Here is a 26,915-nt window from a genome sequence, read left to right as displayed (position 1 = left end):
ATAAGTGGCGTAGTTCATTTTTGAATCCTCAAGTTGTCTGGTGTGTCGCTAAAAATTTGCGGGGCTGAAAAAACAAAACCCCCGGTCGGGAAGCCGACCGGGGGTTGAGAATTCTCTGGTGGCGACCCGTTTAAAGTGGGCGCCGTGTGGGTATCAGGCGCGCCAGTGGCTAAACCAATACCCAAAATAAAAGCTGACCGGAGCACAAGCGTCATTCACCCGGGCAGCCGCAACCGAGCGCGGGGCGCTGACGGTACGAAGCTGTAAGAGGGTGTTGAGCATGGTCTGTCTCCGATGGATGAGCCGAGCTTACTAGAGGCCGGTACGCGGATTCAATCAGAAAATGCTATCGATCCACAAAGGCTATTTCTATCATCCGGGCACGACTCAAGTTGTGACACACTTTGGCCTTTCCCTGCCTGCCATGGTGCTTCGATGGAGTTTGAATGGCGCCCGGCAACTCCAGAGGATCTGGATTTCGCCCGCGACCTGACCTGCCGGAACATGTTGCGCTACTACATCCACCACGATTTGCTGTGGCAGGACGCAGCGTTCGACGTGGCCTGGGCAGGTCGCGACAACCGCATGATCACCCGCGGCGAGGACTTGCTGGGTTACGTCAGCCTGAGTCGTGACGCTGCAGCCCTGTACATTCGCGAATTGCACATCACTGAAGCTTTCCGGGGGCAGGGTGCCGGCTCATGGGCGATTGATCAGGTGTTAACCGTTGCGCGCGGGGAGCGGCGGCCGGCGTTGCGCCTGACGGTTTTCACCAACAATCCGGCGCACGCCCTGTATCAGCGAAAGGGCTTGCGCGTGGTGGGCAGGGACGAGTGTTTCCTGAGAATGCAGGTCGATCTTGATCGCTTGCAGTGCTGAGACACGCTTGCGGCAAGCCTTTGAAGATGAATTGAAACTCTTGAACCAGCGCTTTCTGCTAGGTCTGCCAGTTGCTTTTTGCTAAGGTGTCTCGCAATTCAATAAGACCATTTCGCGAGGTGTCTGCTTGATTAGGGTGCTAGTAGTCGATGACCATGATCTCGTTCGTACAGGCATTACACGAATGCTGGCTGACATCGATGGCCTGCAAGTAGTCGGCCAGGCCGAGTCGGGAGAGGAGTCCCTGCTCAAGGCACGCGAACTGAAACCTGATGTGGTCTTGATGGACGTCAAGATGCCCGGTATCGGCGGTCTCGAGGCCACTCGCAAAATGTTGCGCAGCCACCCGGATATCAAGGTCGTTGCGGTTACCGTGTGCGAGGAAGACCCGTTTCCTACACGGCTGTTGCAAGCCGGTGCCGCGGGCTACCTGACCAAGGGTGCCGGTTTGTCCGAGATGGTCCAGGCCATTCGTCTGGTATTTGCCGGGCAACGCTACATCAGCCCGCAAATTGCCCAGCAACTGGCGATCAAGTCCTTCCAGCCGACCAACGACTCGCCCTTCGATGCCTTGTCGGAGCGCGAAATCCAGATCGCACTGATGATAGTCGGCTGCCAGAAGGTGCAGATCATTTCCGATAAATTGTGCCTGTCCCCGAAAACAGTGAATACCTACCGTTACCGCATCTTCGAAAAGCTTTCGATCAGCAGTGATGTGGAGTTGACGCTGCTGGCGGTTCGTCATGGCATGGTCGACGCCAGCCTCTGAAAATGACCGATACCTTTGATCCTGGCGCCTTCCTGTCAACCGTCAGCGGACGCCCCGGCGTGTATCGCATGTTCGACAGCGAGGCGCGGTTGCTCTACGTCGGCAAGGCCAAGAACCTCAAGAATCGCCTGTCGAGCTACTTCCGCAAGACCGGGCTTGCGCCCAAGACTGCTGCGCTGGTGGCGCGTATCGCCCAGGTCGAAACGACCATCACGGCCAACGAAACCGAAGCCTTGCTGCTTGAGCAGACGCTGATCAAGGAATGGCGTCCGCCTTACAACATCCTGCTTCGCGACGACAAATCCTATCCCTACGTCTATCTGTCGGACGGCGACTTCCCGCGCCTGAGCATCCATCGCGGGGCGAAGAAGGCCAAGGGCAAATATTTCGGTCCTTACCCCAGCGCCGGGGCGATCCGGGAAAGCCTGAGCCTGCTGCAAAAGACTTTTTTCGTTCGCCAGTGTGAAGACAGCTACTACAAGAACCGCACGCGACCTTGCCTGCAATACCAGATCAAACGGTGCAAGGCGCCTTGCGTCGGCCTGGTCGAGCCCGGGGTGTACGCCCAGGACGTACGGCACTCGGTGATGTTCCTCGAAGGGCGCAGCAATGCGCTGACCGACGAATTGTCTGCGGCCATGGAAGAAGCCGCGATCAACCTCGAATTCGAGCGAGCCGCCGAACTGCGTGACCAGATCGCCTTGTTGCGACGAGTCCAGGACCAGCAGAGCATGGAAGGCGGCACGGGTGATGTCGATGTCATCGCGGCCTTCGTCAACCCGGGGGGCGCCTGCGTTCACCTGATCAGCGTGCGCGGCGGGCGGGTACTGGGCAGCAAGAACTTTTTCCCGCAGGTCGGTATTGAAGAAGACGTATCCGAGGTCATGGCGGCGTTTCTTGGCCAGTATTTCATCAGCAGCCCGGAACGCGACTTGCCCAGCGAGTTGATCGTCAACGTGGTTCACGAGGATTTTCCGACGCTGATTGCGGCCATCGATGAGCTGCGCGGTCGTGAACTGACCATCAGCCACAGGGTACGAGGCACTCGGGCGCGCTGGCAGCAACTGGCGGTGACCAATGCCGAACAGGCCCTGGGCGCACGCCTGGCGAATCGACAACACATTACCGCGCGGTTTGATGCGCTGGCAGAAGTGCTCAAGCTCGAGGAGCCGCCACAACGCCTGGAATGCTACGACATCAGCCATTCCAGCGGTGAAGCGACTGTGGCGTCCTGCGTGGTGTTCGGCCCCGAAGGCCCGATCAAATCAGATTACCGCCGCTATAACATCGAAGGCGTGACCGCCGGCGACGACTATGCGGCGATGCACCAGGCCTTGACCCGCCGCTTCAGCAAACTGAAAGACGGGGAGGGCAAGCTGCCGGATATCTTGCTGGTGGACGGTGGCAAGGGCCAGTTGTCGATGGCCCGCGACGTGCTCAACGAACTGGCTGTGCCCGACCTGATCCTGTTGGGCGTGGCCAAGGGCGCGACGCGCAAGGCCGGTTTCGAAACCTTGTACCTCAACGACGCTGCCCACGAATTTACCCTGCGCGGCGATTCCCCCGCGCTGCACCTGATCCAGCAGATTCGCGACGAAGCCCACCGTTTCGCCATCACCGGCCACCGCGCCCGGCGTGGCAAAACCCGGCGCACGTCTACACTGGAAGGCGTCGCCGGGGTCGGGCCGACCCGTCGGCGCGATTTGTTGAAACATTTTGGTGGATTGCAGGAGCTGTCTCGTGCCAGCATCGAAGAAATCGCCAAAGCCCCCGGGATCAGTAAAAAGCTCGCAGAGTTGATTTATGCAAATCTGCACAGCGAGTAGAATGCTCCCTCACCTCGTAGCCAGTTGTGCCGATGAATATCCCTAATCTGATTACCGTTCTACGCGTCCTGCTCATACCGATCTTCATTTTACTGTTCTACCTGCCTTACCAATGGAGCTACCTGGCATCCGCCTCGGTCTTCGCCTTTGCTGCCGCAACAGACTGGCTGGATGGATACCTCGCCCGCCGCCTGGAGCAGAGCACGCCGTTCGGGGCCTTCCTGGACCCGGTGGCCGACAAGCTGATGGTTGCCGTCGCATTGGTATTGCTCGTCCAGGAACATGGCAACTTGTGGCTCACGCTGCCTGCCGCCGTGATCATCGGTCGCGAAATCGTCGTCTCGGCGTTGCGTGAGTGGATGGCCGAACTCGGCGCCCGCGCCCACGTCGCCGTATCGAACCTGGGCAAATGGAAAACCGCCGCGCAAATGCTGGCGCTGGTGATCCTGCTGGCCAATCCGTCGGACTTCAGCTTCTGGGTCCTGTTGGGTTACACCCTGCTGATGGTGTCCGCAGGCCTGACCTTGTGGTCGATGGTCCAATACTTGCGCGCTGCCTGGCCGCATCTGAAGACCGACGTTGAAAAGAAATAAAACTTTTTTGAATCAAGGGGTTGACGGGGCTTCTGGAATCTATAGAATGCGCCACACCAAGCGGGAATAGCTCAGTTGGTAGAGCACGACCTTGCCAAGGTCGGGGTCGCGAGTTCGAGTCTCGTTTCCCGCTCCAAGTTTGTACGCATTTGATGTTGTGCTACCTGACAGCAAATGTTTTGAGGCCGAGTAGCAAAATGGTTATGCAGCGGATTGCAAATCCGCCTACGCCGGTTCGATTCCGACCTCGGCCTCCACTAATAAACAACCCCGTAGATTAACGTCTACGGGGTTTTTTATTGGCTTCGAAAAAGTGAAGTGTTCCGCAACTGGCGGACTGCTTTCCATCTCTCTGGCTTAATCAGCGTGCCAAAAGCGTAGGCCACTGCCTCCATCAATACCGGTCCGACGTATCCCCGCCAGCAAAGCGGCCTTGATGGCAGTAATTTGCCTGGCATTGCGCAAATCTATTGTTGCAACAGATCTCATACGAGACGACGATTGGGCAAGCGAGATGGCAAATGGCTACATATAATGGGCACCACTCTATTTGCACGCTGACCTGCGCGGCTTCGACAAATTTCGATGAGATGCCTGGTGGTATTACCCGCCTGTCATTGATGACAACGAACAATATGGCCGCGTGGGATGCCACTTGCTGCCCTGATTAAAGGAAAAAACATGGGCGTGATAAGCGGCACTACGAACAACGATGTTGTGGTCGGGACAAGTGAGGCCGACAGTATTTTTGGCCTGGCGGGGGATGACATTCTGGACGGCGGTGTAGGGCTGGACACGCTGGACGGCGGCAGCGGGGATGACACTTATATTCTCGACAAGATCCCCGAGCTGAAGCCCGGCTTTACCGATGTATCCGGGCTTTTGATTACCGGCGTCATGGACCTCATGTATGTATGGGGTTCTACTCCACCGCCAATCAACGCTATCTTGTTTGGCGAAGGACTGTATTGGGGCGAAGCCAGCTACCGGTCCCGTGGCAGCAGTGAGGCCACCCATTGGGTTTCCTTTGAGTCTGCGGGGGCATTAGCCACCCCAAAGGGCGTCGGCGACAGCTATTTTTACAACTATCACGTAGACCAGGACCAAATCGTAGACAGCGGCGGTACCGATCTGGTCAAGTCCAGCCTGGACAGCTACACCCTGGGCAGCACCCTGGAAAACCTGGAGCTCACCGGCAGCAAAAATATCAACGGCGACGGTAACGACCTGAACAACCGGCTGACCGGCAACAGCGGCAAGAATACCCTGATGGGCTACGGGGGCGACGATATCCTGGACGGAAGCACGGGTATCGACACCATGCGGGGCGGTGATGGAGATGACACCTATTACGTCGACAATGTCGGCGATGTGGTCAGCGAAACCAGCACAGGCGGCGTTGATCTGGTCGCGACCTCCCTCGACAGGTACGTGCTCGGTGCCAATATCGAGAGTGGCCGCACGCTCTCGACCGGGGTCACCAAAATGGCCGGCAACGCGCTCGACAACGTGCTCTACGCGGGTAGCGGCGACAATGGTCTCCACGGCAGCACAGGCTTCGATACCGTTTCATATGAAGATGCGGGCGCAGTCACCATCAATCTGGCCGTCACCCTAGCGCAAGACACCGGCGGCTCTGGCGTGGACACCCTGGGCGGCTTCGAGGCGGTGATTGGAAGTCGCTTCAACGACACCCTGATCGGTAACGCGCAAGACAATACCCTGGATGGCAACGCCGGCAGTGATCTCGTCAAGGGAGAAGGCGGCAACGATACCCTGATGGCTGAAGGCGGATATTCGGCGACGCTGGAGTCGATAGAGTACGAGAAGACATACGATGAATATGGCAATCTGACCGGCGGCTTTGATTATTGGTTCTACCTCGGCGAAACCCTCGACGGTGGCACCGGCAACGATTTCGTCAGTTATGCCAATGCCCAATCGAGCGTGATCGTCGACCTGGAAGGCGGCTTGGGGTATGCAACGGGAGTCATTGCCCTGCTTGACAACAGGCATGCTTCGGACACCGGCGGGGACGTCATCAACAACATTGCACGAACCCCCGCGGACTTTGCCGACCAGTTGTTGAATATCGAGAACATCATCGGCAGCAGTTTCAATGATGTTCTGTATGGCGATAATGGGGCCAATGTGCTCAGCGGCAGGTCGGGTGCGGACACGTTGATCGGCGGACGCGGTAACGACACCTACTTCGTTGACAATGCCGGCGATGTCGTTCGCGAAACCGACGTGACGCTCAGCAGCGGTGGAAGCGATACGGTGCATAGCTCTCTTGGCGCCTACACTCTCGGCGCCAATGTCGAGAACGGTCGCATCCTCGCCGCCGGGGTCGCCGCCCTGACGGGCAACAGCCTCGGCAACACCCTTTATGCCGGAGCTGGCAACAATGTGCTCAATGGCAGTACCGGCGTCGACACGGCCGCCTACGTTTATGCCGCCAGCGCCGTCACCGTCAGCCTGGCCGTGACCACGGCCCAGGCAACCGCAGGATCAGGCACAGACACCCTGATTGCCATCGAAAACCTTACAGGCTCCAACTACGACGACAAGCTCACGGGCAACGCTGCCGCCAACCTGCTGAACGGTGGCGCCGGCAACGACGTTTTGAATGGCGGCGCAGGGCTCGACAGGATGACGGGCGGTGAGGGTGCAGACACCTACTACGTCAGCAGCGCCGACGACGTCGTGATTGAAACCAATGCCACCGCCAGCACTGGCGGCATCGACACGGTCTACAGCTATCTAGGCACCTACACCCTCGGTGCCAATGTGGAGGACGGTCGCATCCTTGCCACCGGGGTCGCCGCGATTGCGGGCAACAGCCTCAACAACACCCTCTATGCCGCAACTGGCAACAACGTCCTCAATGGCAGTACTGGCGCTGACACCGCCTCCTACCTCTATGCCGGCAGCGCAGTCACCGTCAGCCTGGCGGTGACCACGGCCCAGGCCACCGGCGGATCAGGCTCCGACACCCTGATCGCCATCGAAAACCTCAACGGCTCCAACTACAACGACAACCTCACAGGTAATGCCGCCGGCAACCTGCTCAATGGTGGCGCCGGCAATGACGTATTGAATGGCGGCGCAGGCCTCGACAGGATGACGGGCGGTGAGGGTTCTGATACCTACTATGTCAGCAGCGCCGGCGACGTCGTGATTGAAACCAATGCGACAGTCAGCACCGGTGGCAGCGACACGGTCTACACCTATCTCGACGCCTATACCCTGGGCGCCAATGTCGAGAACGGTCGCCTTCTCGCCACCGGGGTTGCCGCCCTCACGGGCAACAGCCTCAACAACACCCTCTTTGCCGCGGCCGGTAACAACGTCCTCAATGGCAGCACCGGCATCGACACGGCGTCCTACGCCTATGCCGGCAGCGCGGTCACCGTCAGCCTGGCCGTGACCACAGCCCAGGCCACTGGCGGATCAGGCTCCGACACCCTGGTAGCCATCGAAAACCTCACCGGCTCTAACTACAACGACAAGCTCACGGGTGACGCCGCCGCCAACCTGCTCAATGGTGGCGCCGGCAATGACGTTTTGAACGGTGGCGCAGGCCTCGACCGGATGACGGGCGGTGATGGTTCAGACACCTACTACGTAGACAACACTGGCGACGTCGTTACCGAAATCAATGCGACGGCCAGCATTGGCGGCAGCGACACGGTCTACAGCTCTTTGAGCGTCTACACGCTTGGCGCCAATGTCGAGCATGGTCGCGTCGTCACGACCGGGGCCGGGATCCTTACGGGCAACAGCCTCGACAACACCCTCTATTCCGGGGCTGGCAGCAACGTGCTCGATGGCAGCACCGGCGTCGATACGGCCTCCTACGTCTATTCGGGCAGCGCAGTCACCGCCAGCCTGGCTGTGACCACGGCCCAGAATACCGGTGGATCAGGTTCCGATATCCTGCTGGGCATCGAAAACCTCACCGGCTCCAACTACAACGATAAGCTCACGGGAAACGCCGTCGCCAACCTGCTTAGCGGTGGTGTTGGCAATGACACTCTGCTGGGCGAGGGCGGGAACGACACCTTGATCGGCAGTACAGGCAAGGATGTTCTAACCGGTGGTATCGGAAACGATATCTTCGATTTCAACGCCCTCGCCGAAACGGGGCTGACCAGCTCCACCTGGGACACCATCACCGACTTCACCCGAGGAGCCGACAAGATCGATCTGTCGACACTGGATGCCAACACGGCGACGCTCGCCAATGACGCCTTCAACTCGGTCATCGGCAGTACAGCCGCCTTCAGCACAGCCGGGCAGTTGAAGGTTGCAGGGGGCGTGCTGTATGGCAATACCGATGTGGACAGCGCCGCCGAGTTCGCCATCCAGATCGTCGGCACCAGCAGTCTGACGACGGCGGACTTCATGCTTTGACTCGCGGGGGAGAGCGCTAAATCCAGCATCTTGCATGTTGGTACTTAGTGAATCCCCTTGATACTCTCCGCGCCACTAGAGGGTGGCAGTGGCTGAGGATTCAACCTGTCGAACGCGACCACGTGGGCAGCAGGCCTTTTAAAATCAGTAGCTTGCGCAATGTACGGTATGCTAACCTACTGATCTGCTTGACTTTGTTGGTGGGCTGCATAGCAACCTGTGTCGGATCGTTCCGGCCTCGGCCTCCACTAATAAACAAGCTCCGTAGATCCATGATTTACGGAGCTTTTTATTTGCAATGCCTTGCAAGAATTAGTCTTGAAAAGGATCTTTGCGAACTTGCTTCACCGGGGTGGTATGTATATATTCCCACCTCTGCTGCACAAGCGTCAGGACTACCAGTTGCTAATCGACTGAATTCAGACGACTTCACCGCGCTACCGCCCGAATGGCGAAACTGGTAGACGCATGGGACTTAAAATCCCCCGCTCGTAAGGGCGTGCCGGTTCGATTCCGGCTTCGGGCACCAACGATCATTTTCAGGTGATATCAAAATCCCCCGAAAGCCAACAAAAGGCCCGCCTAGAGCGGGCTTTTTGTTTTCTATGGTTTTCGAAATTGCCCTAGCGTGCCCAAAGTTTTGGGGGCAGATTTGGGGGCATGGCCGTTCGGCCATCTCGCATGCCCCCAAAATGGTGTTCCATGGCCCTGAAAGTCACGCCCCTGAGCGATTCCGCTCTCAAAGCAGCCATGCCGAAGGACAAGTCTTACAAGCTTGTAAGGCTCATTGGCAGGTCACACTTCCAGGTTTCCGATTTTTCTCGATGGTCGGCGAGCCGTGTACCTATGCAGAAGCCCAAAGCTTCGTAAATGCCATTTGGCCAGAAGGAGAGGTGACGCCGTGACCGACGGCCAGTTGCTGCACGGTGTATGACCGCCCTACATCGATACGACAGTCATGGGCACCTTCGTTTGTTGAAAAATGCGTGTTCCGACGATGTTCCTAACCTCGGGAATAACCGAGGGACCGGAAAATAGTGGTTACTCCCACCGTTTTTCGTGTCGCCCTCAAAAATCAGCTTCCAGCTAAATAGGCTGGACCCAAATGAAACAGCGGGCCGAGCTAAGCTCCTTGCGCTACTGCTGAGTACAGCCGACACGGGGTACTAGATAAAGCCGCTCGCCTTGGCCGCCACGGCGGCCTGCGCGCGGCTGTCGACGTTGAGCTTGGCGAAAATGTTTTTCATATGGCTCTTGATGGTCTCGGGGGTTATGCCGAGCAGTTTTGCCATTTCCTTGTTTGACTTGCCCTCGGCCACCAGTTTCAACACATTGCGTTCCTTGCTGGTCAGGCTGATGGTCGTGCGCAGCTGCGTGGCCAGTTGCGTCGCGCTGACCGCTCCCGGCAACAACTGCTGCAGTTGCGCTTGCTCGCTCTTGGTTGATCTTGTCCTTCTCGTCGGGTGGGCTGCTTTCCACCGACCAGATGTGGTTGGCCAGAATACCGCGAGTCCACCCATGGCTTTGTTTAAGCGCCACCACCGTAGGCCCGGCACCCCATTGTTCAGCGCTCAGCAGGTCATCACTGCCGGTCGGCACCAAAATCACCGGGCCGGCCCCCAGGATCCAGCCGCTGGCGGTGGGTTCCTTGGGTGAAAAGAAGAAGCTCTGAGTGATATCACCGATACCGGATTTGTCGGCTTGCCCGCCGGGTACCAGGCCATGTTGGTCAATGACCGGCAGGATTGTTCGGGAAATCAGGTTCCATTTCTCGTTGATGCTAAAAGGCAACACAGGCTGGATATTGGTGACGCTTTGATAACCCTCGCCGCTGGGCCCGAGCTTCTGGTTCCAGTTGTATTGAATGGGCACGCTGTAGAGTGCCGCCACCGGGTTTAGCGATTGCTTGGCCAATTCCGCCTGGCTGTCGGCGGAGAACCCGAGGTGGGGCCAAATAGTTGCCAATGCCATGACGGGCATGAATTGAAGCGCTTTATTCATTCGCACACCTTTGCGATTTCCCAAACATGAACTACCACTTAGTGGTCTGTCACCGGCTCCGTCCAGCGTAGTCCAGACTTTCATGAACTGAACTAATTTGGGTGTTCGAGGAAGCTTTCTTGTCGAGATAAGTCCATGCAGCTAAGAAAATCTGCGATTCCAGCTGTGCTTATTCTGTTCTGCCATCAGGTGCAGGCGGGCGGCATCATGCTCTACGAAATCGGCACCGATAATGCCGGCCTGGCCAACGCCGGTGCCGCTGCCCGGGCGCAGGGCGCCTCGACGATTGCCTCCAATCCGGCGGGCATGAGCTACCTGCCGGGCACGCAAATAACCGCGGGCTTGCAGGTGTTGTACGGCCACCTGAAATTCGATCGTAACGAGGATACCAACGTCGCGGGCAGCAGCAGTGGCAACGTCCTGGACCCAATTCCCGGTGCCGGTTTTTTCGTCAGTCATGAACTGGACGAGCACTGGAGCGTCGGCTTCGGCCAGTACGCCGACTTCGGCCTGGCGGTCAATTACGACAACGAATGGTCTGGCCGCTACTTCTCCCAGAACGCCAGTCTGGGTGGAGTGTCTTTGGTACCGAGCGTTGCGTATCGCTTCAACGAGCAATGGTCGGTCGGCGTGGGCGTCAAGGCCATGTACGGCATGCTGCAAGCACAGACCGCCATCGACCGGGCGCCGTTCGGTTTCACCGATCGCAGTGACGGACAATTTAAGTACAAAGACCAGGATTGGGGCTTCGGTGCGAACGTGGGCGTGATCTATGCCCCGCAATCCGCAACCCGTATCGGCCTGACGTATACCAGCAAAGTCGATCTGGATTTCGAGGACGGCCTGGACATCAACGGCAATGGCCCGGCGCTGGATCGCCTGGATGGCGACAAGACCAAACTGGACATGACGGTACCGCAAACCGTCACCCTTAGCCTGTTCCAACAAATGGACAGGCAATGGGCTTTGCTGGCTTCGGTCAACTGGCAGGACTGGTCAGAGTTCGGCGAGATTGCCGCCCAGGTCGACACCACAGCGGGCAACGCCCGTTCGACCACTGTCGATGCCGACTTCAAGGACACCTGGCACCTCTCCCTTGGCGCGCAATACCAGGCCACGCCGCAACTGCTGTGGAACGTCGGCGTGGCTTACGACAGCAGCGCCGTGTCGGACGGCAATCGAACGTTCACCGTGCCCATGGACGAATCCTGGCGCATTGCGACAGGCGCCACCTATGCTCTGGACAAAGACACGGACGTCAACGTCAGTTGGGCCATGATCTGGATCGGTGACATGTCGGTGGACCAGACCAAATCCGTGTCTGGCAATCGAACTTCCGGTGAGTTTGACAATGCATGGATTCAAGCGCTGACCGGGAATATGACCTGGCGATTCTAATGCCCATCGAAGCCGAGTTCAGCGAATGCGAAAACCAACCAAACCGTCGCCAGGGTGGTACGCAAAGCCTTTGGCGTCCGCCTGGAAAATGAAAGCCAGAAAATTACTGCCCAGGACTTCAAGGCCGCAATCGATAAATTGAATGTCGATCTTTGGGCGTTCATTCGCAGTTGAACCTTGGCGTAGCCGCCACGACGGCCGCTCGACACCCTCCAGCAGAGGATTGCTGACATGCGACTTTATTCATCGCTTCGATTCCCCAACTTAGCTGGCGGCTGTACTGATCAGTGCCTGCTCGGCCGTCAGTTCAACCGACGGCGGCGCTGGTGAAATTGAAATTCGCTCAGGAAAAATCGAGCAGATTTCACTGACACAAATGCAGACCAATCACGACAGTGGCGTCGGCGCAGTCCTCGGTGGCCTGGGTGGCCTGGGGATCGGCAGCCTGATTGGCCGTGGTACCGGGCGTGATGTCGCCATGGTCGCCGGCGCTCTCGCCGGGGCGGTGGGTGGTAATTACGCCGAGAAGAAAAAGTACGATCAACCGGTAGAGGCGCAGCAGATCATCGTGCTGTTCAACCAGTTGGCGCCACGCCCGGCGCTGCAAGGTTCCATCGCCGTCAAGATCACCGCGACGCAGACCGCCTTCGACGTGACCTCGCAAGCGATCCAGCTGTTCGGCGGCAACGGCGTCACTCGCGAGTACCCGGTGGAAAAGCTGCTGCGCGATGCCCGCGCCTCGATGATCGAGGACGCTTGCAACGAAATGCTCGCCATCAAGGGCGGCACCCTGATTTCACGGATCTGAGAACCTCGACATGAAGATGAATGCATACGTTGCCGGTGTGGGCATGGTGCCGTTCGGCAAACACCTGGACAAGACGCTCAAGGGCTTGGCCGGGCAAGCGATCCAGTTGGCCTTGAACGATGCCGCCCAGCAAGGGTCGTGATAAAGCGCCCGGCAAACCCTTCGGGCGGCCGGCTCGGAGATGTCAACCGTGAAGACTGGTCATTCGGTGGCGACGAGATGCAGTACGCGCCCAAGTAATCACGCGTTCATCGTTAACACTGACCCCGCAGCGGGCTCGAAGGGGCCGTCGCTGTAGGTTAACGCCTGCCCATTTTGCAAATGAAGATCCAGCCATGAAGTTCACCAATATCCAGACCTCTGATGGCCAACGCGCCGCCGGTTTCGACCAGCAGTGGCGTGGCCTATTGCAAAGTGCGCTTCAAGCTGAACGCAGGCTTCGTGCAGGAAGGCGTCGTCGTGTACCGATTGCCCCCGGATCAAATGCGTAGCATCAGGAAATGGGATATGAAGGGATGGGCGCTAGGTCGGCGGTATTGTTATAAAGAGGCATCAACACGTACTGTGCGCAAAGAACGACCTGAAGTTGCACTTCGTCATCGGTATGAACAGCATGCGTGCTTTAGCGCAAGACTAACTCTAGGACCATCATGAAAGTCATTCAACTGCAACACCCCGCTGGTCTGGATAATATGCGCCTGGTCGACATGCCTGCCCCGGGTGCGCCCCAAGAGGGTGAGATTCAGGTGCGGATTCATGCCAGCTCGCTCAATTATCACGACCTCGGCGTCGTCACCGGCCATGCCCGCGCAGAGAATGGACGCATCCCCATGTCCGATGGTGCCGGAGTCGTCACCGCTGTTGGCGAAGGAGTGACCGAGTTCGCCGTTGGCGACCACGTGCTGTCGTGCTTCTTCCCCTCCTGGAAATCGGGGCGGGTCGTGCCCACCACCTTTCAGACGGTGCCTGGCGATGGCGTCGACGGCTTTGCCCGCGAAGTAGTCAACATGGCTACTGATGCGTTCACCCTTGCGCCCAAGGGCTACACCCACGAAGAAGCCGCCACTCTGACCACGGCAGGCCTGACCGCCTGGCGTGCGCTGGTGGTCGACGGGCGCATTCAGGCGGGCGATACGGTGCTGGTGCTGGGAACCGGTGGCGTTTCCATCCTGGCGTTGCAGATGGCCAAATCCATGGGCGCCCGGGTAATTGCCACGACCTCGTCCGAAACCAAGAGGGAGCGCCTACTGGCGCTGGGGGCCGACCAAGTCATCAATTACAAAAGCCAACCAGAGTGGGGAGACTCCGTGCTGGACGCCACAGAGGGGCGTGGTGCCGACATAGTGGTCGAAGTGGGTGGTCCAGGCACATTGCCCCAATCCATACGCGCCTGCGCACCCGGCGGCCACATCGCGCTGATAGGCGTACTCACCGGTATTTGCGGCAGCGTTCCAACTCTGGAGTTGATGCGCAAGCAACAAACTCTGCGTGGCTTGATCGTCGGCAGTCGCGAGCAGCAGCAGGATATGGTGCGAGCACTGGAAAACTTCAGCTGGCGCCCCGTCATCGACAGCCGCTATCCACTGGAGCAGATTGCCGAGGCCTTTGCCCACCAGCTTAGCGCCAGTCACTTTGGCAAGATCTGCCTTCACTATTGAACTCAAAGCACTTCCTGACGCGAAAGCTGGCCGGGGTAAGCGCGCAGATGAGCTTGAATTACGCTTGAGTTTGGCCTCGGTCCAAACGCCGCCAAGCGGGCAGCCCGGCAAACCTGCATTGGCTCGCGCCAGCGGGATAACCGGCGCAAATCCAGCGTCGCGTGCCAGATTCTCCTCAAAGGAAAAGGCAGAAATCGACCGACTTCTGCCTATGACAAGGGGAAAACGTCCCGGACCAGTTCCGAACTGAAGTTTAACGCCCCTTGTCGCGCTTGCTGATGATTGGAAAACGCCCGATCGAACCGGGCGTTTTTATTCAGAACTTCACCTTGATCCCGAGTATGCCTTCATAGCTTCGGCTGTCCTCGCCAAATGCTTTCTGATAGCCAACCGAACCGGTGACGGTGGTGCGTTCATCAACCTGGTAGTCGACGCCCAGATTAAGCTCACCCCATGTCCCGCTCATGTCGGTGGCGAAGGGAACATAGCCGTCGGTGGAAGAAAACTCGGTCTTTGTCTTGCCTTTGAACTCGTGCCAGACGCTTGGGCGAACCCATCCGTTGGTGCGATGTAGCTTGCCTTTGGCGTCCTCGCGGAACCAGTCTTTGTCGATACGTACACCAAGGCGGCCGGTCAGGGAGTCCACATCTTCGAAGCGCACCTTGGCGGCCTCGTCATGGTTGTCGTCGATCCGGACCTTGCTGACGATCACCTGGGCTTGTGGCTCGATGTGCAGGTTTTTGTCTTTGTTGGCATGGAACGGGTAGCCACCTTCCAGGGAAGCGGTGACCCCGTGGCCGCGGGTCTTGAACGCATCCATGTCAATGGGGGTTGCCTTGATGTCGAAGCGGTTGAACTGAAGTACGCCGTCCAGGTACCAGCCTTCAGGGCCGAAGTGTGTCCAATAGCCACCGACACCGTAGGCGCGCAGCAGATCGTCGCCAGCGTTGGTACCGTCGCTGTGTTCAATGCTGGCGCTGATGCGGCCGATGTTCAGCGACAGGCCTGCCTGGTCAGTACTGCCATCGACGTCTTCGTTACGGTACAGATCGGCACCGACCTGGAACGCCTGAATCCGGTAGTCGGAGCGTGCGTTATCGCCCAGTTCGTCGTTGCCCTTGCGGTGGATCAACCGCCCCCAGCCCAGGCTTGGGCCGTAGCTGTCGACTGCTTCCACGGGCAGCGCATCGGTGCTCATCCGGCGTTCTTCGCCGACGCGCTCATGCAGGGTATCAACCATGGCACGGCTGTAGTTCAGGAGCATCCCGGGCAGCGCGCGGTACAGCGAGGTTTCCGCACGGTAGTTGGGTACTTGCGGGCGCATTGGCGCGAGCGGTTGCTGCGGTTGCACCACCGGTACCTCCGGATTGGACGGAGTACTCGGGGTTTCTGAAGTCTGCGGGTCAAATGGCACCACTGGCACGACGGGTTCAACAGGCTTGACCGGCGTCACAGGCACGACTGGGTCAACAGGCTTGACCGGCACTACTGGCGACACTGGTTCAACAGGTTTAACCGGCACCACCGGCACGACTGGATCAACAGGCTTGACCGGTACCACTGGCACCACTGGATCAACAGGCTTGACCGGCGTCACAGGCACCACTGGATCAACAGGCTTGACCGGCGTCACAGGCACGACTGGTTCAACAGGCTTGACCGGCGTCACAGGTACGACTGGGTCAACAGGCTTGACCGGTTCCACTGGCACTACCGGATCAACAGGATCAACAGGATCAACAGGATCAACAGGATCAACAGGATCAACAGGATCAACAGGATCAACAGGATCAACAGGATCAACCGGGCCAACGTCCCGGGTCGAACGCAAATACCAGGCTTGGGTGTTGCTGCCATCAAGGCTGGCACGGTGCAGGTTGTATTCGTAAGGGCCGGCCTTGACCTTGTTGAGCAGGCGGAACGCGTCGGTTGTGGTGGTTGCACCGTTGACTGCATCGACCACGAGGATGCCATTACCCTGGGTCACGGCACCGGGGCCCCCGGCATTCTTGATGAGTAGATTGCTGTTGCCATCGGCCTTGCCGCCGTCCACTACCAGCTTGTCGGAAGGGGAGTCGTCGGTGTAAAGGTAGGTGTTGAGCGCGAAGGTGCCGTTGGCGCCATGATAGGCGTTGACCGTCAGATTCTTGAATTTGCCGCCCACTGGTGCGCTGAAGTCGATCAGACTGGATTCATTGCGCAGGGTGCCCAGATTCGAATCTCCGGTCAGGTTCCACAGGCTGCTATCGCGCAAATTGACAGTGGAATGGCTATCGCCGGCCGTACGGGCCGAGCCGTTGAGTATTGAGCCTGCCACATCGATATTGGCGTTGCCTGCGCTGGCCAGCGAGCGGCCGACACCTTGCCACAGGCCTGTGCCCATGTCCGGTACCTGACTGCCATCGCTGTCCAGTGCGCTGTCGACATTCAACCACTGACCGCTGCCACCCACGACGCTGTCGCGCAGCTTGAGATCGGCCACGCCAGCGACGGCTACGGTTGCGCCCTCCCGGTTGTGCAGCACGCTGTTGTCCACGTTTGCCTGGCCTGGAAGTGTGTCTGTGCCTTGGCTGTAGAGCGCCGCAGCCTGGCCGCCACCGGCATTGATGGTGCTGTGGGTGACGTCCAGCACGGCAGCGTTTTTGGCCACCAGAGCATGGGCCAGGTCACCGTGGGTGTTAACCCCGACCTGGTCGAGTTGCACGCCGGCCTGGTTGTTGGCCAGCACGCCCAGAGCGCTTTCGCCATGGGTGCTGACGGCGCTGTTGCTGGCGCGAAGCTGTGCCCCGGATTCGGCTTGCAGGCCATGGGACAACTGACCACGGGTGGTGAGTGTGGAGTCGATCAATTCGAGGGTGGCCGTCGGGGACTGGTACTGACGGCTGACCAGTGCGCCGGCGGCTTGCTGACCCAGGGTTTCGACGCTGACATTGCGGGCGCTCAGGCTCACCTGGCCGGGTTTGAGTGTACCGATGCCGGCGTAAAGGCCAGTCGAGTATTGTCCGGCGGTTTTTACCGTCAGCCCCTCCAGCAGCATGCTGCCGCCATCATCCACCGCAGCGCCATAGGCCTGATTGCCAAGCGTCTGCACGCTGGTGCCATAGGCATTGAGCTGGGCCCCCTCGTTACGTGAGGTCAAGGCATGGGGGAAGGTCAGGTTCGATTGCACCGGTGAGCCGTTGCCACTGGTGGTCACCGATCCACCGTACAGGTTGATGGTCGAGCCGGCGTCCGCCACGACACCCATGGCATTGTCATCGCCCGAGGTACGGACGCTCAGGTTGCGGGCAACCACCGTCGAGCTGCCTGCGCTAAGCCCGGCCGAATAGTTGCCTTGTGTGTCGATCAGGCCATTGTTGAGTTCCAGGTCGGCACCGTCGAGGGCGCGTACGCCATAGCTGGTTTTTTGTGTGGTACGCACTTCGCTGTCGTTCAGCAGCAGGCGCGAGCCTTGGCCTTCAACCAATGCGCCGAGCCCCCAGGGGCCGACTGCGGTTGCCGCAGGATCGAGACGGATGTCGCTGCTGCTCACTTCGGCGCTGGCACCCTCGTTGACATAAACGCCATGGGCGCGGGCACCACCGACGGCGATGCGGCTACCGGTAACGGTGGCCCGGGAGTCGTTGCCTTCGACGCTGACGCCGTGACTGAAGGTTCCCTGAGTCGACAACCCGGTGCCTTCGATGCTCACGGCGCCGCCATTCATGGCGCGGGCAGCGGAGGAGAAATCAGCGGCGCTGCCAGCGCCTTTGAGCGCCACGCTGCCTTGGTTCAACGTGACCTTGCTGCCATTGCCATCGGCGCGTGCACCGCCGATGTAGTTGCCGGTTGCGCTGGCGTGGACGCCATCGGCCAAGATGCTGGCACCGCTCTGGGCGTGCAGCACAGCGGTGCTGGAGGTGCTGGTGGCGGCACCGGTACTGATAAGTTCGCTGCGTTCAAGCTGGATGTTTGCACCCGCTTCGGCGCGGGCACCGCTGGCAGAGACGGCATTGCTGCGCACCGTAACGTCGGTGGCATCGATCCGGCTATCACTGCCGCTGGCCAGCAACCCGTGGCTGATACTGAGGGTTTTCTCATCCTGCGGCGCCGAAGCATTGTTGACGGACGCGCCACTGGTGCTGATTTGCGTGCCTTGCCCCAGCTGGATTCGGGCGCCGTCCTGCGCCCAGGCACCGACAGCGCCTTTACCGGCGGTCGTGACGGATCCGTTGTCGAGGGAAATCTGACTGTTCTCACCCGTCGCCAGCAGGCCATGGCCATACACTGCGCTACCGGTATCGAGCGTGGCAGCGTCGAGGTCAATACGCGCACCGCTCTCGGCACGCACAGCATTGGCCCGGGCACCACTGATAGTGACGCTGACCTGGCGGGCGCTGATCTGGCTACCCGCGCCTTGCGCCTTCAGGCCATGGCTGCCGGTGGTTGGGCTGTTGGCACCACTGGTTGTGAGGGTGCTGCCTTGGCCTAGGGTGATTTTGCCGCCGTCTTGGGCGAGCGCTGCGATCGAGCCCTTCGATTGGGTGTTGACCGAACCGCCGAGGAAGTCGATGTGGCTGCCGGTGCCCGTGGCGACCAGCCCTTGATTGTTCAGACCGTTGACGCCTCCGCCGAGGGTGATTTCGCTGTCGCGCAACGATACCTGACCACCCGCCTGCGCACTGACACCGGTCAAGTTGTTCGCAGTGATGATGGCCCCTTTTGCAGTCTTCGGAGCCAGATTGACGGTCACTCCCGTGCCGCTCAACTGGCCGCCGTCGTGTGCCTGCAGGGCTGTTTGCTCATTGGCATTGGCGGCGGTCAGGGCGATGCTGTTGACGGTGCCGCGCTCGAAACCGACGCTGCTCGCCGCTTGCGCCAACACGCCAATGGTGCGGGTTGCACTCAGGTTGACGGTGGCGTCGTCATGGCTGCCAGCGTCGGCAATGCCAATACCATCGGCGCTGGTAACGACCAGCGGGGCGGGTGTGCCCAGTAACTGCCGGGTGAAAACCAGCGGGGCCTGCTCACTGGCGCGCATGGCGATCAAAAGGTACGAAGGGGCGGCGATGGCAGCGGCTGAGGAGGGTGGGAAAAAGTCGTCGGCGCATGGCACAACTGAATTCTCCTCGGCTTCGGCTTCTGTCACGCAGAAGGTGAATACACCGGCCAAAAGCAGGCTGATGGCACGCCCCAGGGGGGTATGTTGAAAGGTAGGGTGAGTGGCTGGTTTGTCGTTGTGAGTAGTCATGGCAGCCTCGCGGGCGCTGGAAAGTAGATGCCAGCAGTCTGCTCGTCGGGGATGGCCGGGGATGTCGGAGACGTTTTAACGTGGTTGTAGGAGTGACTCTCTATTGTTGCCCTGGTCTATGCTTGGGCACAGGAATCGACTCATAGGGAAAAAAGCATGGGCACCGTGCTGCTCGTGGACCCGCTCCCCATCGTTCGCAATGGTCTGCGGGCGTTGCTTGAGCGTGCAGGCCACACCGTGCTGGGCGAAGTCGACAATGGCCAGGATGCGCTGATGCAATGCCGCCAGTTGCACCCGGAAATGGTGATCATCGAGTTGTTGGTCCCGGGTCTGGGCGGTCTGGACCTGCTGCGCCGACTGAGGGCCAGCCACGAAGACATCAAGTTGCTGGTCTATAGCGTCCAGGAGGCCAGTCTCTATGCCACGCGCTCGCTACAAGCCGGGGCGGATGCCTATGTCAGCAAAGCCGACGCCGTGACAGAGCTGGAAAGTGCCCTTGTGGCGCTCAGCCATGGGCGCCGTTATTTTCCGCGTGAAGTTTCCCGTCAGGACGCCCAAAGCGTGCGCGGGGAGGGTGAGAGCGAACTGGAGCAATTGTCAGGACGCGAACTCACGGTTTTGCAGATGCTCAGTCAAGGGCTCAACAATAAAGACATCGCCGAGCAATTGAGCCTCAGCTACAAAACAGTGAGTACCTACAAAGCGCGCCTGCATCAGAAGCTCAAGGTCAGCAATGATTTCCAGTTGCTGGAAGTGGCCCGTACGTTTGGCCTGGTCGCCGGTGAAGACCCCGGCGTTGGGCACGAGCCCTACCTGGATCCGCAACTGCTGCGTGAATACGACTTGTTGCGTGCGTTGCTCGATTCGGCGCCATACCCAATGTTCGTGCGCGATCTGGAAGGACGGCTACTGATGAGTAATCGCCGTTACCTTGCGTACACAGGTGAAAGCTTCGAGAACATTCGAGGCACCACGCTTGCGCAGGCAAAATGGCTGCCGGCGCAGATGCGCCAGAATTCACACATGCGCATGCGCGAAGCCGTCATCCGCCAGGAGTCGTTCATGGCCGAAGTCGTGTTCGAGAATGACGGGGTATCGAACGTTATGTATATCTGGTGTACGCCATTCCGTAACGAGGCCGGTGAACTTGTCGCCATGTTCGGTGGCATGCGCGACCTGACGGAACGCGACAGGCTGCTCACCAAATTGCGTCACGAAGGTGCCGAGGCTCGTTACGAAAGTCACCTGAAAAGTTCCACGCTGATGGCGGTAAGCCAGGAGTTCAAGGCGCAAACTGAGGCGATGAATAAAAGCCTAAGGGAAATTCTGTTGCCAGAGCTCGACCACTCTGAACGCATTTTGGACACGCTGAGCCGGCACGTCGACAGTATGCGCCAGTCCCTGACCAGGCTCGACGACTGGATAATGCTCGATGCCCACCATCAGGAGACACAGCATGAGGCCCGCAACCTGGGAGCACTGACTGAAGAGCTGCTTGGGCCCATTCACCCGCAGCTTGAATCAAAGGGTTGTCAGTTGAATCTGGGGCCGGGCCTGCGGGGCTTGAAAAGCGCCTGGATCGATGTCCGACATTACCGTCAATTGCTGGAAAACCTGTTTGCCTATCTGCTGCAGGGAACACCGCCCCCCGAAATCTCCATGATTCTGACGACGCACATTTTGCCCCGTGGCTTTCTACGCCTGAGTCTTGAATTGTCGCCTTGGCATGAACCGGCCGAGGACGCCCCATCGGCCCTGTTGGCGTATGCCAGCATCCAGCGCCTGGTGTTGGAACTGCAAGGCAAGGTGCAGACCGAATCCAGTGTGGATGGCAAGGCTCTTGTGTGGCGCCTTGAACTGGATGTGGCACAAGACCTGGGCTCTTCACATTAGGGGCATAGGAAAACCGGCGCCGACTTCTGCAACGGGTGTAAAAGCTGTCACCCGTCACCCCTTTATCTCACGCGCGGTCTCCCTATATACCTGAGTCTGCAGCTGTTGGCAGGTGCACCCTGCGCTGGCGCATCAGGCCGATACTTCCCACCGCTAACGCCAACAGGCTGATGGCAATCCCGGCGATGACGACCCCGTTCCAACCCTGTGCCTGGTAGAGCTGAGCGCCGAGCATCGAACCCATTGCCCCGCCGAGAAAATAGCAAGTGATGTAGCCTGCATTCAGGCGATTGCGGGCTTGTGGTTGCAGTGCATAGACAGCGTTCTGATTACTGACATGCACCAATTGCACCGCCAGATCCAAAACCACTACGCCAACCAACAACGCAATCAACGATTCTTTGGCCCACAACAAAGGCACCCAAGCCAACAGCAACACCACCAAACCAACGAATGTGGTGAGTAGTCCTTTACCTTGATCCGCCAGGCGTCCCCCTAGCGAGGCCCCCAATGCTCCGGCTGCTCCCACCAACCCGAACAGGCCAATCGTGGCATCGGAATACTCATAGGGTGCATTCGCCAAAAGAAACGTCAAGGGTGTCCAGAACAACGCAAACAGACAAAAGCTGAGCATCCCCAATCCGGCTCGCAAGCGCAGCACCGGTTCATCGATGAATAATTGCAGTACCGACCCAAGCAATTGCAGGTAGCTCATCTGGACCGTTTGGCGACGCGGTGGCAATGCCTTCCATAGGGTGATTGCGCATATCAGCATCAAGGCACTCGCCACCAGGTAGATGCTCCGCCACCCACCCAAGGTCGAGAGACCGCCCGCTACCGTGCGCGCCAGCAAAATGCCGAGCAATAGACCGCTCATCATGGTCCCGACTACGCGCCCACGACGTTCGGGCTCGGCCATGCTGGCAGCCATGGGCACCAGAACCTGTGCCGCCACTGAAAACAGCCCTGTCAGGGTGGTGCCCAGAATCAGCCAGCCAACACTCGGTGCCGCCCAACTGAGCAGCAGGCCCAGGGCGCTGAGGATTGTCATGAGTACAACCAGGCGCCGTTGCTCCAGTAGATCGCCCAGCGGCACCAGGAAAAACAAGCCTGCGCCATAGCTCAGTTGAGCGGCGATGACGATGAGTCCGGCATCGCGGGTTTCCAGGCCAAACTCTGCGGCAATAGTGTGCAGCAAAGGTTGGGCGTAGTAATTGCTGGCCACGGCCAGACCGGTAGCGGTCGCCATCAGGAACGTCAATCCGCGACTGAGTAGCGGGCGAGTCTGCGACATACAAACCTCCTTGGAATAGTGAGGCGGCCAGTATCAATAGCGCGTATGTATGACACCAATGTATTGTTGAGATCCGATTGATCGTAAAACAAGATACTCATGAACCTTAAGCAAATGGAATATGCGCTGGCCGTGGCCGAGGAAGGCAGCTTTACCCTGGCCGCCGAACGCTGCCACACCGTGCAGTCGGCCCTGAGCCATCAGGTGGCACGCCTGGAGGGGCAACTGGGAGCGAAGCTGTTTGAGCGAACGTCGCGGCGCGTCAGCCTTACGCCCGCCGGCGAAGCGTTTGTGCGCAGTGCACGAATTGCCCTCGATGCCGCACAGCGAGTGGCCCATGACGTGGCAGCAGCGTGTGGAGAGGTGCGTGGCGCCTTATCGATAGGAACAATTTCGTCACTGACCTCCCTCGATCTGGTCGAATGCTTAGGGCAGTTCCATCAGCGATTCGATCAGGTGGACATCCGCTTGAGGGTGGCCCAGAGCGAAACGCTTCTTGACGATGTGCGGCAACGCCGCCTGGATATCGCCTTTGTCGGGTTTTGGCCGGGAGAACGCCTGGAAGGAGTGCAATGGCGCTTGCTGGCTGAAGAGGAATTGGTCGTCGTGGTGCCGCAGAGTCACCCCTTGGCGAAGAGCACTTTAGTGTCGCTGACCGACCTGGTGGAGGAACCTCTGGTGGATTTTCCTTCCGGCACCAGTGCACGGCGCCAGACAGACGAAGCGTTCATGGCGCAGCGCCTCCATCACCGTGTGCAGTTCGAGGTCGATAGCATGGACCTGGTGAAAAAATTCGTCCGCCGTGGTCTGGCCATTGGCTTGGTACCAGCCACCATCGCGCAAGGGTTACGCGAAATGGTAGCGATCCCTGTGAGCGATGCACCTGGGCGCTGTGTCTATGTGCTGTGGTCCACGTCTCCAACACCTGCGGCCGAGGCGTTCATGGCGTCTTCGCTGGACGGATTTTGTTCAAGCCGATAGACACGGTTCCAATTTGCTCGCGGCGCAGGTTGATCGGCGAGCCAGCGATGCCGTCGAGGTCGGTATTGACGTGATGTTTGTGTATCGTCCGAGGGTCGAAATTAGCCAGGAGGCTAATGGGGGCTCATTACACCGTTGAACCCTGCGCGAGTCGTAAATGATGAGGGCGCCCGGTGCCGCGACCGATCAGGCTGCCGACTCCGACTCCGACTCCGCCAAGGCCGCCGAGTACTGCGCCTACGCTACTGTCATGATTGTTCTGCATCTGTGTCAGTGTTATCTGCTCGATCTTCGCGCAGGCAGCCAGGGCGAGCGCACTGGCGATTTGCGCGGCCATGAGCTACGGCCTCGGCAATCTCGAAAATAATTGCGATGAACAGGTCCACATGGCAGCAGTCCAGATCGGTGCAGGGTGACTCCCGGCCGATAAGCGGTCCATCCCTGTGCGGATCTACGGGAAACCAGGCGGGCCTTGCCTGGGGCGCGATCCAGGTCTGCAACTGGCCTGACGCGCTCTCCAGTTGGAGGGACTGCAATCGAAGTGCCGACTGAACCAGCGAGAGAAGGCACTGAGTTCTGAAAACCCCAGGACACCGGCAATCTCGCCCAAAGGGTGGTTGGAATGTGCCAGGTGGCGCATTGCCAACTCGGCACGTACCTGGTCCAACAGGGTAGAAAATGTTTCACCTTCCAGTGCCAGCTTGCGATGCAGCGTACGCCTGTCAAAGCCCAGGTTGGCCGCAACCTGCTCTACCGAGCAACGGCCCGTGGGCAAGAGCATCCAGATCATCTGGCGCACCTGTTCAAGTAACGCGGTCCTGGATTCTTCGCGGATGCTGTCCAGATACTGATGAACATAACGCGCCATGTCCGGATCGGCGCTTGGCAGTGCCGTGTCGAAGTCAGTACTGCGACAAACGATGCCATCCATCAGGCTGTTGAACTGGACCGAAGTGGCGAACACTCGCCGGTGTCGGCTGTCGTCGAGCGGCGCAGCGTGACGGAAGCAAACCATGGATGGATGCCAGTGATTACCCAGCAAGGTTTTCAGCAGGCGGTGGGTCACCGCAATGGATAACTCCGTGGTCTGACGGACCGACACGTTGCCCACTGTGACTTGCTCCATGCGCAAGACCACGACGCCGCCGCTTTCCTCGATATTCATTACCAGCCCCTGATTGTGCAGGTAGAGGAAGTCGCGAAACGCGTGCAAGGCCGAGCGGATGGTTGGCTCGTCGCGCCATAGCAGTGCCAGCGGGCCCAGATTGGAGAGCTTGCGAGTTTGCGCCATGCGCAAACCAAAATCGTCGACACCGGCCTCGCGCGCAGAACTTTCCAGCAGTTGCGCTACGGCGTCGGTAGGGATCTTCAAATCCGGTTCGAGCAGGCATCGTGGATGGAGGCCGGCGAGGCGCAACTGCTGCAGATGGTCAACATCAAACGAGCGCGCCACTTCCACGTAGTTGGTCAGGCTGGCACTGCGAACAAGACCGCTCATAGGTGATTTCCATTGCGAAACAGTGACCAGCTTAGCAGGCCGATGTCCCGAAATGTCAAGTTCATGTCCCGATCGGTCAACCAGAATCAGCAAAGTGACCTTACAGTGGGTTCAACGACGAACAATAATAAAGGAACTGTCCATGCCGCTGAATCAGCCCAAGCCGACCACGCCAACCTGCGATGCCATGCGCGAAGCCGGCAACTGGAATCCAGCCTGGAGCACCATGGCCGAACTGGATGCCGAGTGGATCGAGAAATTCCTCTCCATGGCCGTGCACCCCATGCATAAAGAGGTGCTGGACCCCAAGACTGTCGAATTGATCTCGATCGCTGTCGACGCCTCTTGCACTCATTTGTACGCTCCGGGCGTACGCCGTCACATCCGCAAGGCCCTGGAGCTTGGCGTCAGCGTAGAGGAAGTGCTTGCAGTGTTGCAGCTGACCTCGGTGCTGGGCATCCACAGCATGGCGGTGGGCGCGCCTCTGCTGATTGAAGAAGCGCAGAAGCTGGCGGCGGAGGGCCCGAGGCAAGGCAGCTACTGAATTTCCTTGGACACCGACACCGACGGCGCTCAGCGCGCCGTCGTGCCGTGAGTGCTCAACCGCGGATGAATGCCAACAGATCAGCGTTGATCTGATCCGCATGAGTTGTTGGCATTCCATGAGGAAAACCCGCGTACGTCTTGAGCGTGGAGTGCTTCAATAGTTTGGCCGAAAGCGGCGCAGAGTCGGCATACGGCACTATCTGGTCGTCATCGCCATGCATCACCAGTGTCGGCACCTCAATCGCCTTCAGATCTTCGGTGAAGTCGGTCTCGGAAAACGCCTTGATGCAATCGTAGTGAGCTTTTGCACCGCCCATCATGCCTTGCCGCCACCAGTTGTCGATTGCACCTTGGGAAACCTTGGCGCCCGGTCGATTGAATCCGTAGAACGGCCCCGACGGCACGTCCACGTAAAACTGCGCGCGGCTGGCGACCAGCGCCGCCCGGAAGCCGTCGAACACTTCCAGCGGTAAGCCGCCGGGGTTCTTCTCTGACTTCACCATAATCGGCGGTACTGCGCTGATCAGGACCGCTTTGGCAACCCGACCTGGTTTGGCCCGTGCAGTGTAACGCGCCACTTCTCCGCCACCGGTCGAATGGCCGACATGGATCGCACCTTTAAGGTCGAGTTCATCGGTCAGCTCGATGACGTCGGCGGTGTAGGTGTCCATTTCGTTGCCCACCCAGGTTTGGGTCGAACGCCCATGACCCCGGCGGTCGTGGGCGATCACGCGGTAGCCTTTGAGCAGAAAAAACATCATCTGGTTGTCCCAGTCGTCTGCGCTCAATGGCCAGCCGTGGTGAAACACAATGGGCGTCGCATCTTTCGGGCCCCAATCCTTGTAAAAAATCCGGGTGCCGTCTTTGGTGGTAATGAAGTTCATGGCGTGCATCTCCTGATGATCGGATGTGTGTTGGGTTGCAGAGTGCGTATCAGCGGCTTGCGTCCATTCGCTAAAGCTGGATAGCGGTACCAACAAACTTGCGGCCACTACCACTGAACCCGTCAGTATGGCCCGGCGCTGGGAATCTACCTCTGGATTGGAAACTTTCGTAGTGGTCTGGCCTGGCGATGATGGCCCATGGCTTGTAGTGGATAAAACGCCCGGATATAATGCGACGCAT

General features: G+C 59.0%; 18 protein-coding genes, 3 tRNA genes and 3 pseudogenes. 17 read left to right on the top strand and 7 right to left on the bottom strand.

The features are described 5' to 3' along the window. The first annotated feature begins 435 nt into the window (after positions 1 to 435). The 8 genes from KW839_RS01615 to KW839_RS01580 all read left to right on the top strand — a co-directional run bounded on the left by KW839_RS01615 (position 436) and on the right by KW839_RS01580 (position 9,012). A complete protein-coding gene (locus tag KW839_RS01615) occupies positions 436 to 879 on the top strand; it encodes an N-acetyltransferase (protein WP_060540638.1) in 444 nt (147 codons plus the stop codon). A 127-nt stretch (positions 880 to 1,006) separates the two neighbouring features. Beyond that, entirely contained in the window at positions 1,007 to 1,648 is a 642-nt protein-coding gene (uvrY, locus tag KW839_RS01610; protein WP_060540639.1) for a UvrY/SirA/GacA family response regulator transcription factor, read from the top strand. A 2-nt stretch (positions 1,649 to 1,650) separates the two neighbouring features. After that, complete coding sequence (gene uvrC / locus KW839_RS01605) at positions 1,651 to 3,474, top strand: excinuclease ABC subunit UvrC (protein ID WP_218423178.1); 1,824 nt, start codon at positions 1,651 to 1,653, stop codon at positions 3,472 to 3,474. A 32-nt stretch (positions 3,475 to 3,506) separates the two neighbouring features. Further along, on the top strand, positions 3,507 to 4,067 hold the full coding sequence (gene pgsA, locus KW839_RS01600) for a CDP-diacylglycerol--glycerol-3-phosphate 3-phosphatidyltransferase (RefSeq protein WP_060540641.1): 561 nt from the start codon (positions 3,507 to 3,509) through the stop codon (positions 4,065 to 4,067). 60 nt (positions 4,068 to 4,127) lie between these two features. Continuing rightward, positions 4,128 to 4,203 (top strand) — tRNA-Gly (locus tag KW839_RS01595). A gap of 47 nt (positions 4,204 to 4,250) precedes the next feature. Beyond that, a tRNA-Cys gene (locus KW839_RS01590) sits at positions 4,251 to 4,324 on the top strand. Positions 4,325 to 4,748: 424 nt separating this feature from the next. Beyond that, a complete protein-coding gene (locus tag KW839_RS01585) occupies positions 4,749 to 8,483 on the top strand; it encodes a M10 family metallopeptidase C-terminal domain-containing protein (protein WP_218423177.1) in 3,735 nt (1,244 codons plus the stop codon). 442 nt (positions 8,484 to 8,925) lie between these two features. Next, positions 8,926 to 9,012, top strand: a tRNA-Leu gene (locus KW839_RS01580). A 637-nt stretch (positions 9,013 to 9,649) separates the two neighbouring features. Here the strand turns inward: KW839_RS01580 and KW839_RS28010 are convergent. Further along, positions 9,650 to 10,003 carry a helix-turn-helix transcriptional regulator gene (locus KW839_RS28010; RefSeq protein ID WP_218423398.1) on the bottom strand — a complete coding sequence of 118 codons (354 nt, stop codon included), beginning with the start codon at positions 10,001 to 10,003 and terminating at the stop codon, positions 9,650 to 9,652. Then, positions 9,921 to 10,463, bottom strand: a pseudogene (locus KW839_RS28005) (transporter); the annotation flags it as partial. The gene KW839_RS28010 and the pseudogene KW839_RS28005, both read right to left, overlap by 83 nt. A gap of 156 nt (positions 10,464 to 10,619) precedes the next feature. Between KW839_RS28005 and KW839_RS01565 the strand changes: the two are divergent. From KW839_RS01565 to KW839_RS01550, 6 genes and pseudogenes are all read left to right on the top strand, one after another. Beyond that, positions 10,620 to 11,882, top strand: a complete 1,263-nt coding sequence (locus KW839_RS01565; protein ID WP_218423176.1) for an OmpP1/FadL family transporter — start codon at positions 10,620 to 10,622, stop codon at positions 11,880 to 11,882. Positions 11,883 to 11,906: 24 nt separating this feature from the next. Further along, positions 11,907 to 12,056 (top strand): annotated as a pseudogene (locus tag KW839_RS27475) (DUF3313 domain-containing protein); the annotation flags it as partial. Between the two features lie 94 nt (positions 12,057 to 12,150). After that, positions 12,151 to 12,453, top strand: a pseudogene (locus KW839_RS01560) (glycine zipper 2TM domain-containing protein); the annotation flags it as partial. Next, the gene (locus tag KW839_RS01555) at positions 12,451 to 12,690 is read left to right on the top strand and encodes an acyl-CoA dehydrogenase family protein (RefSeq protein ID WP_371318041.1); all 240 of its coding nucleotides are present in this window, start codon (positions 12,451 to 12,453) and stop codon (positions 12,688 to 12,690) included. The pseudogene KW839_RS01560 and the gene KW839_RS01555, both read left to right, overlap by 3 nt. 10 nt (positions 12,691 to 12,700) lie before the next feature. Continuing rightward, positions 12,701 to 12,832: a hypothetical protein gene (locus KW839_RS27470; RefSeq protein WP_256352454.1), complete on the top strand. Its 132-nt coding sequence runs from the start codon at positions 12,701 to 12,703 to the stop codon at positions 12,830 to 12,832. A gap of 508 nt (positions 12,833 to 13,340) precedes the next feature. After that, the gene (locus tag KW839_RS01550) at positions 13,341 to 14,348 is read left to right on the top strand and encodes an NAD(P)-dependent alcohol dehydrogenase (RefSeq protein WP_060540645.1); all 1,008 of its coding nucleotides are present in this window, start codon (positions 13,341 to 13,343) and stop codon (positions 14,346 to 14,348) included. A gap of 316 nt (positions 14,349 to 14,664) precedes the next feature. Here KW839_RS01550 and KW839_RS01545 read toward each other — a convergent pair whose 3' ends face one another. Further along, complete coding sequence (locus KW839_RS01545) at positions 14,665 to 19,578, bottom strand: autotransporter outer membrane beta-barrel domain-containing protein (protein WP_218423175.1); 4,914 nt, start codon at positions 19,576 to 19,578, stop codon at positions 14,665 to 14,667. Between the two features lie 156 nt (positions 19,579 to 19,734). Here KW839_RS01545 and KW839_RS01540 point away from each other — a divergent pair, with 156 nt between their 5' ends. Beyond that, on the top strand, positions 19,735 to 21,471 hold the full coding sequence (locus tag KW839_RS01540) for a LuxR C-terminal-related transcriptional regulator (protein WP_218423174.1): 1,737 nt from the start codon (positions 19,735 to 19,737) through the stop codon (positions 21,469 to 21,471). Between the two features lie 82 nt (positions 21,472 to 21,553). Here the strand turns inward: KW839_RS01540 and KW839_RS01535 are convergent, their stop codons facing one another. After that, entirely contained in the window at positions 21,554 to 22,765 is a 1,212-nt protein-coding gene (locus tag KW839_RS01535) for an MFS transporter (protein WP_060540648.1), read from the bottom strand. A gap of 99 nt (positions 22,766 to 22,864) precedes the next feature. On the opposite strand from KW839_RS01535, the gene KW839_RS01530 reads away from it, so the two are divergent. Further along, positions 22,865 to 23,746 carry a LysR family transcriptional regulator gene (locus KW839_RS01530; protein ID WP_218423173.1) on the top strand — a complete coding sequence of 294 codons (882 nt, stop codon included), beginning with the start codon at positions 22,865 to 22,867 and terminating at the stop codon, positions 23,744 to 23,746. Between the two features lie 127 nt (positions 23,747 to 23,873). Here KW839_RS01530 and KW839_RS01525 read toward each other — a convergent pair whose 3' ends face one another. Both KW839_RS01525 and KW839_RS01520 read right to left on the bottom strand, forming a co-directional pair. After that, positions 23,874 to 24,083, bottom strand: a complete 210-nt coding sequence (locus KW839_RS01525) for a hypothetical protein (protein ID WP_218423415.1) — start codon at positions 24,081 to 24,083, stop codon at positions 23,874 to 23,876. Between the two features lie 114 nt (positions 24,084 to 24,197). Continuing rightward, positions 24,198 to 25,244 (bottom strand): AraC family transcriptional regulator, encoded by a 1,047-nt coding sequence (locus tag KW839_RS01520; protein ID WP_218423172.1) that lies wholly within the window; start codon positions 25,242 to 25,244, stop codon positions 24,198 to 24,200. Positions 25,245 to 25,386: 142 nt separating this feature from the next. Between KW839_RS01520 and KW839_RS01515 the strand changes: the two genes are divergently transcribed. Beyond that, positions 25,387 to 25,788, top strand: coding sequence for a carboxymuconolactone decarboxylase family protein (locus KW839_RS01515; RefSeq protein ID WP_218423171.1), 402 nt, complete (start codon positions 25,387 to 25,389; stop codon positions 25,786 to 25,788). A gap of 55 nt (positions 25,789 to 25,843) precedes the next feature. On the opposite strand, the gene KW839_RS01510 is transcribed toward KW839_RS01515, so the two are convergent. Further along, positions 25,844 to 26,674 (bottom strand): alpha/beta fold hydrolase, encoded by an 831-nt coding sequence (locus KW839_RS01510; protein WP_218423170.1) that lies wholly within the window; start codon positions 26,672 to 26,674, stop codon positions 25,844 to 25,846. Between the last annotated feature and the right edge of the window lie 241 nt (positions 26,675 to 26,915).

It is taken from the genome of Pseudomonas sp. PDM31 (genome assembly GCF_019218965.1).
GTDB lineage: Bacteria > Pseudomonadota > Gammaproteobacteria > Pseudomonadales > Pseudomonadaceae > Aquipseudomonas.
Note: the sequence above shows the minus strand (reverse complement) of the source record. Positions and strands in the feature narration are given on the sequence as shown.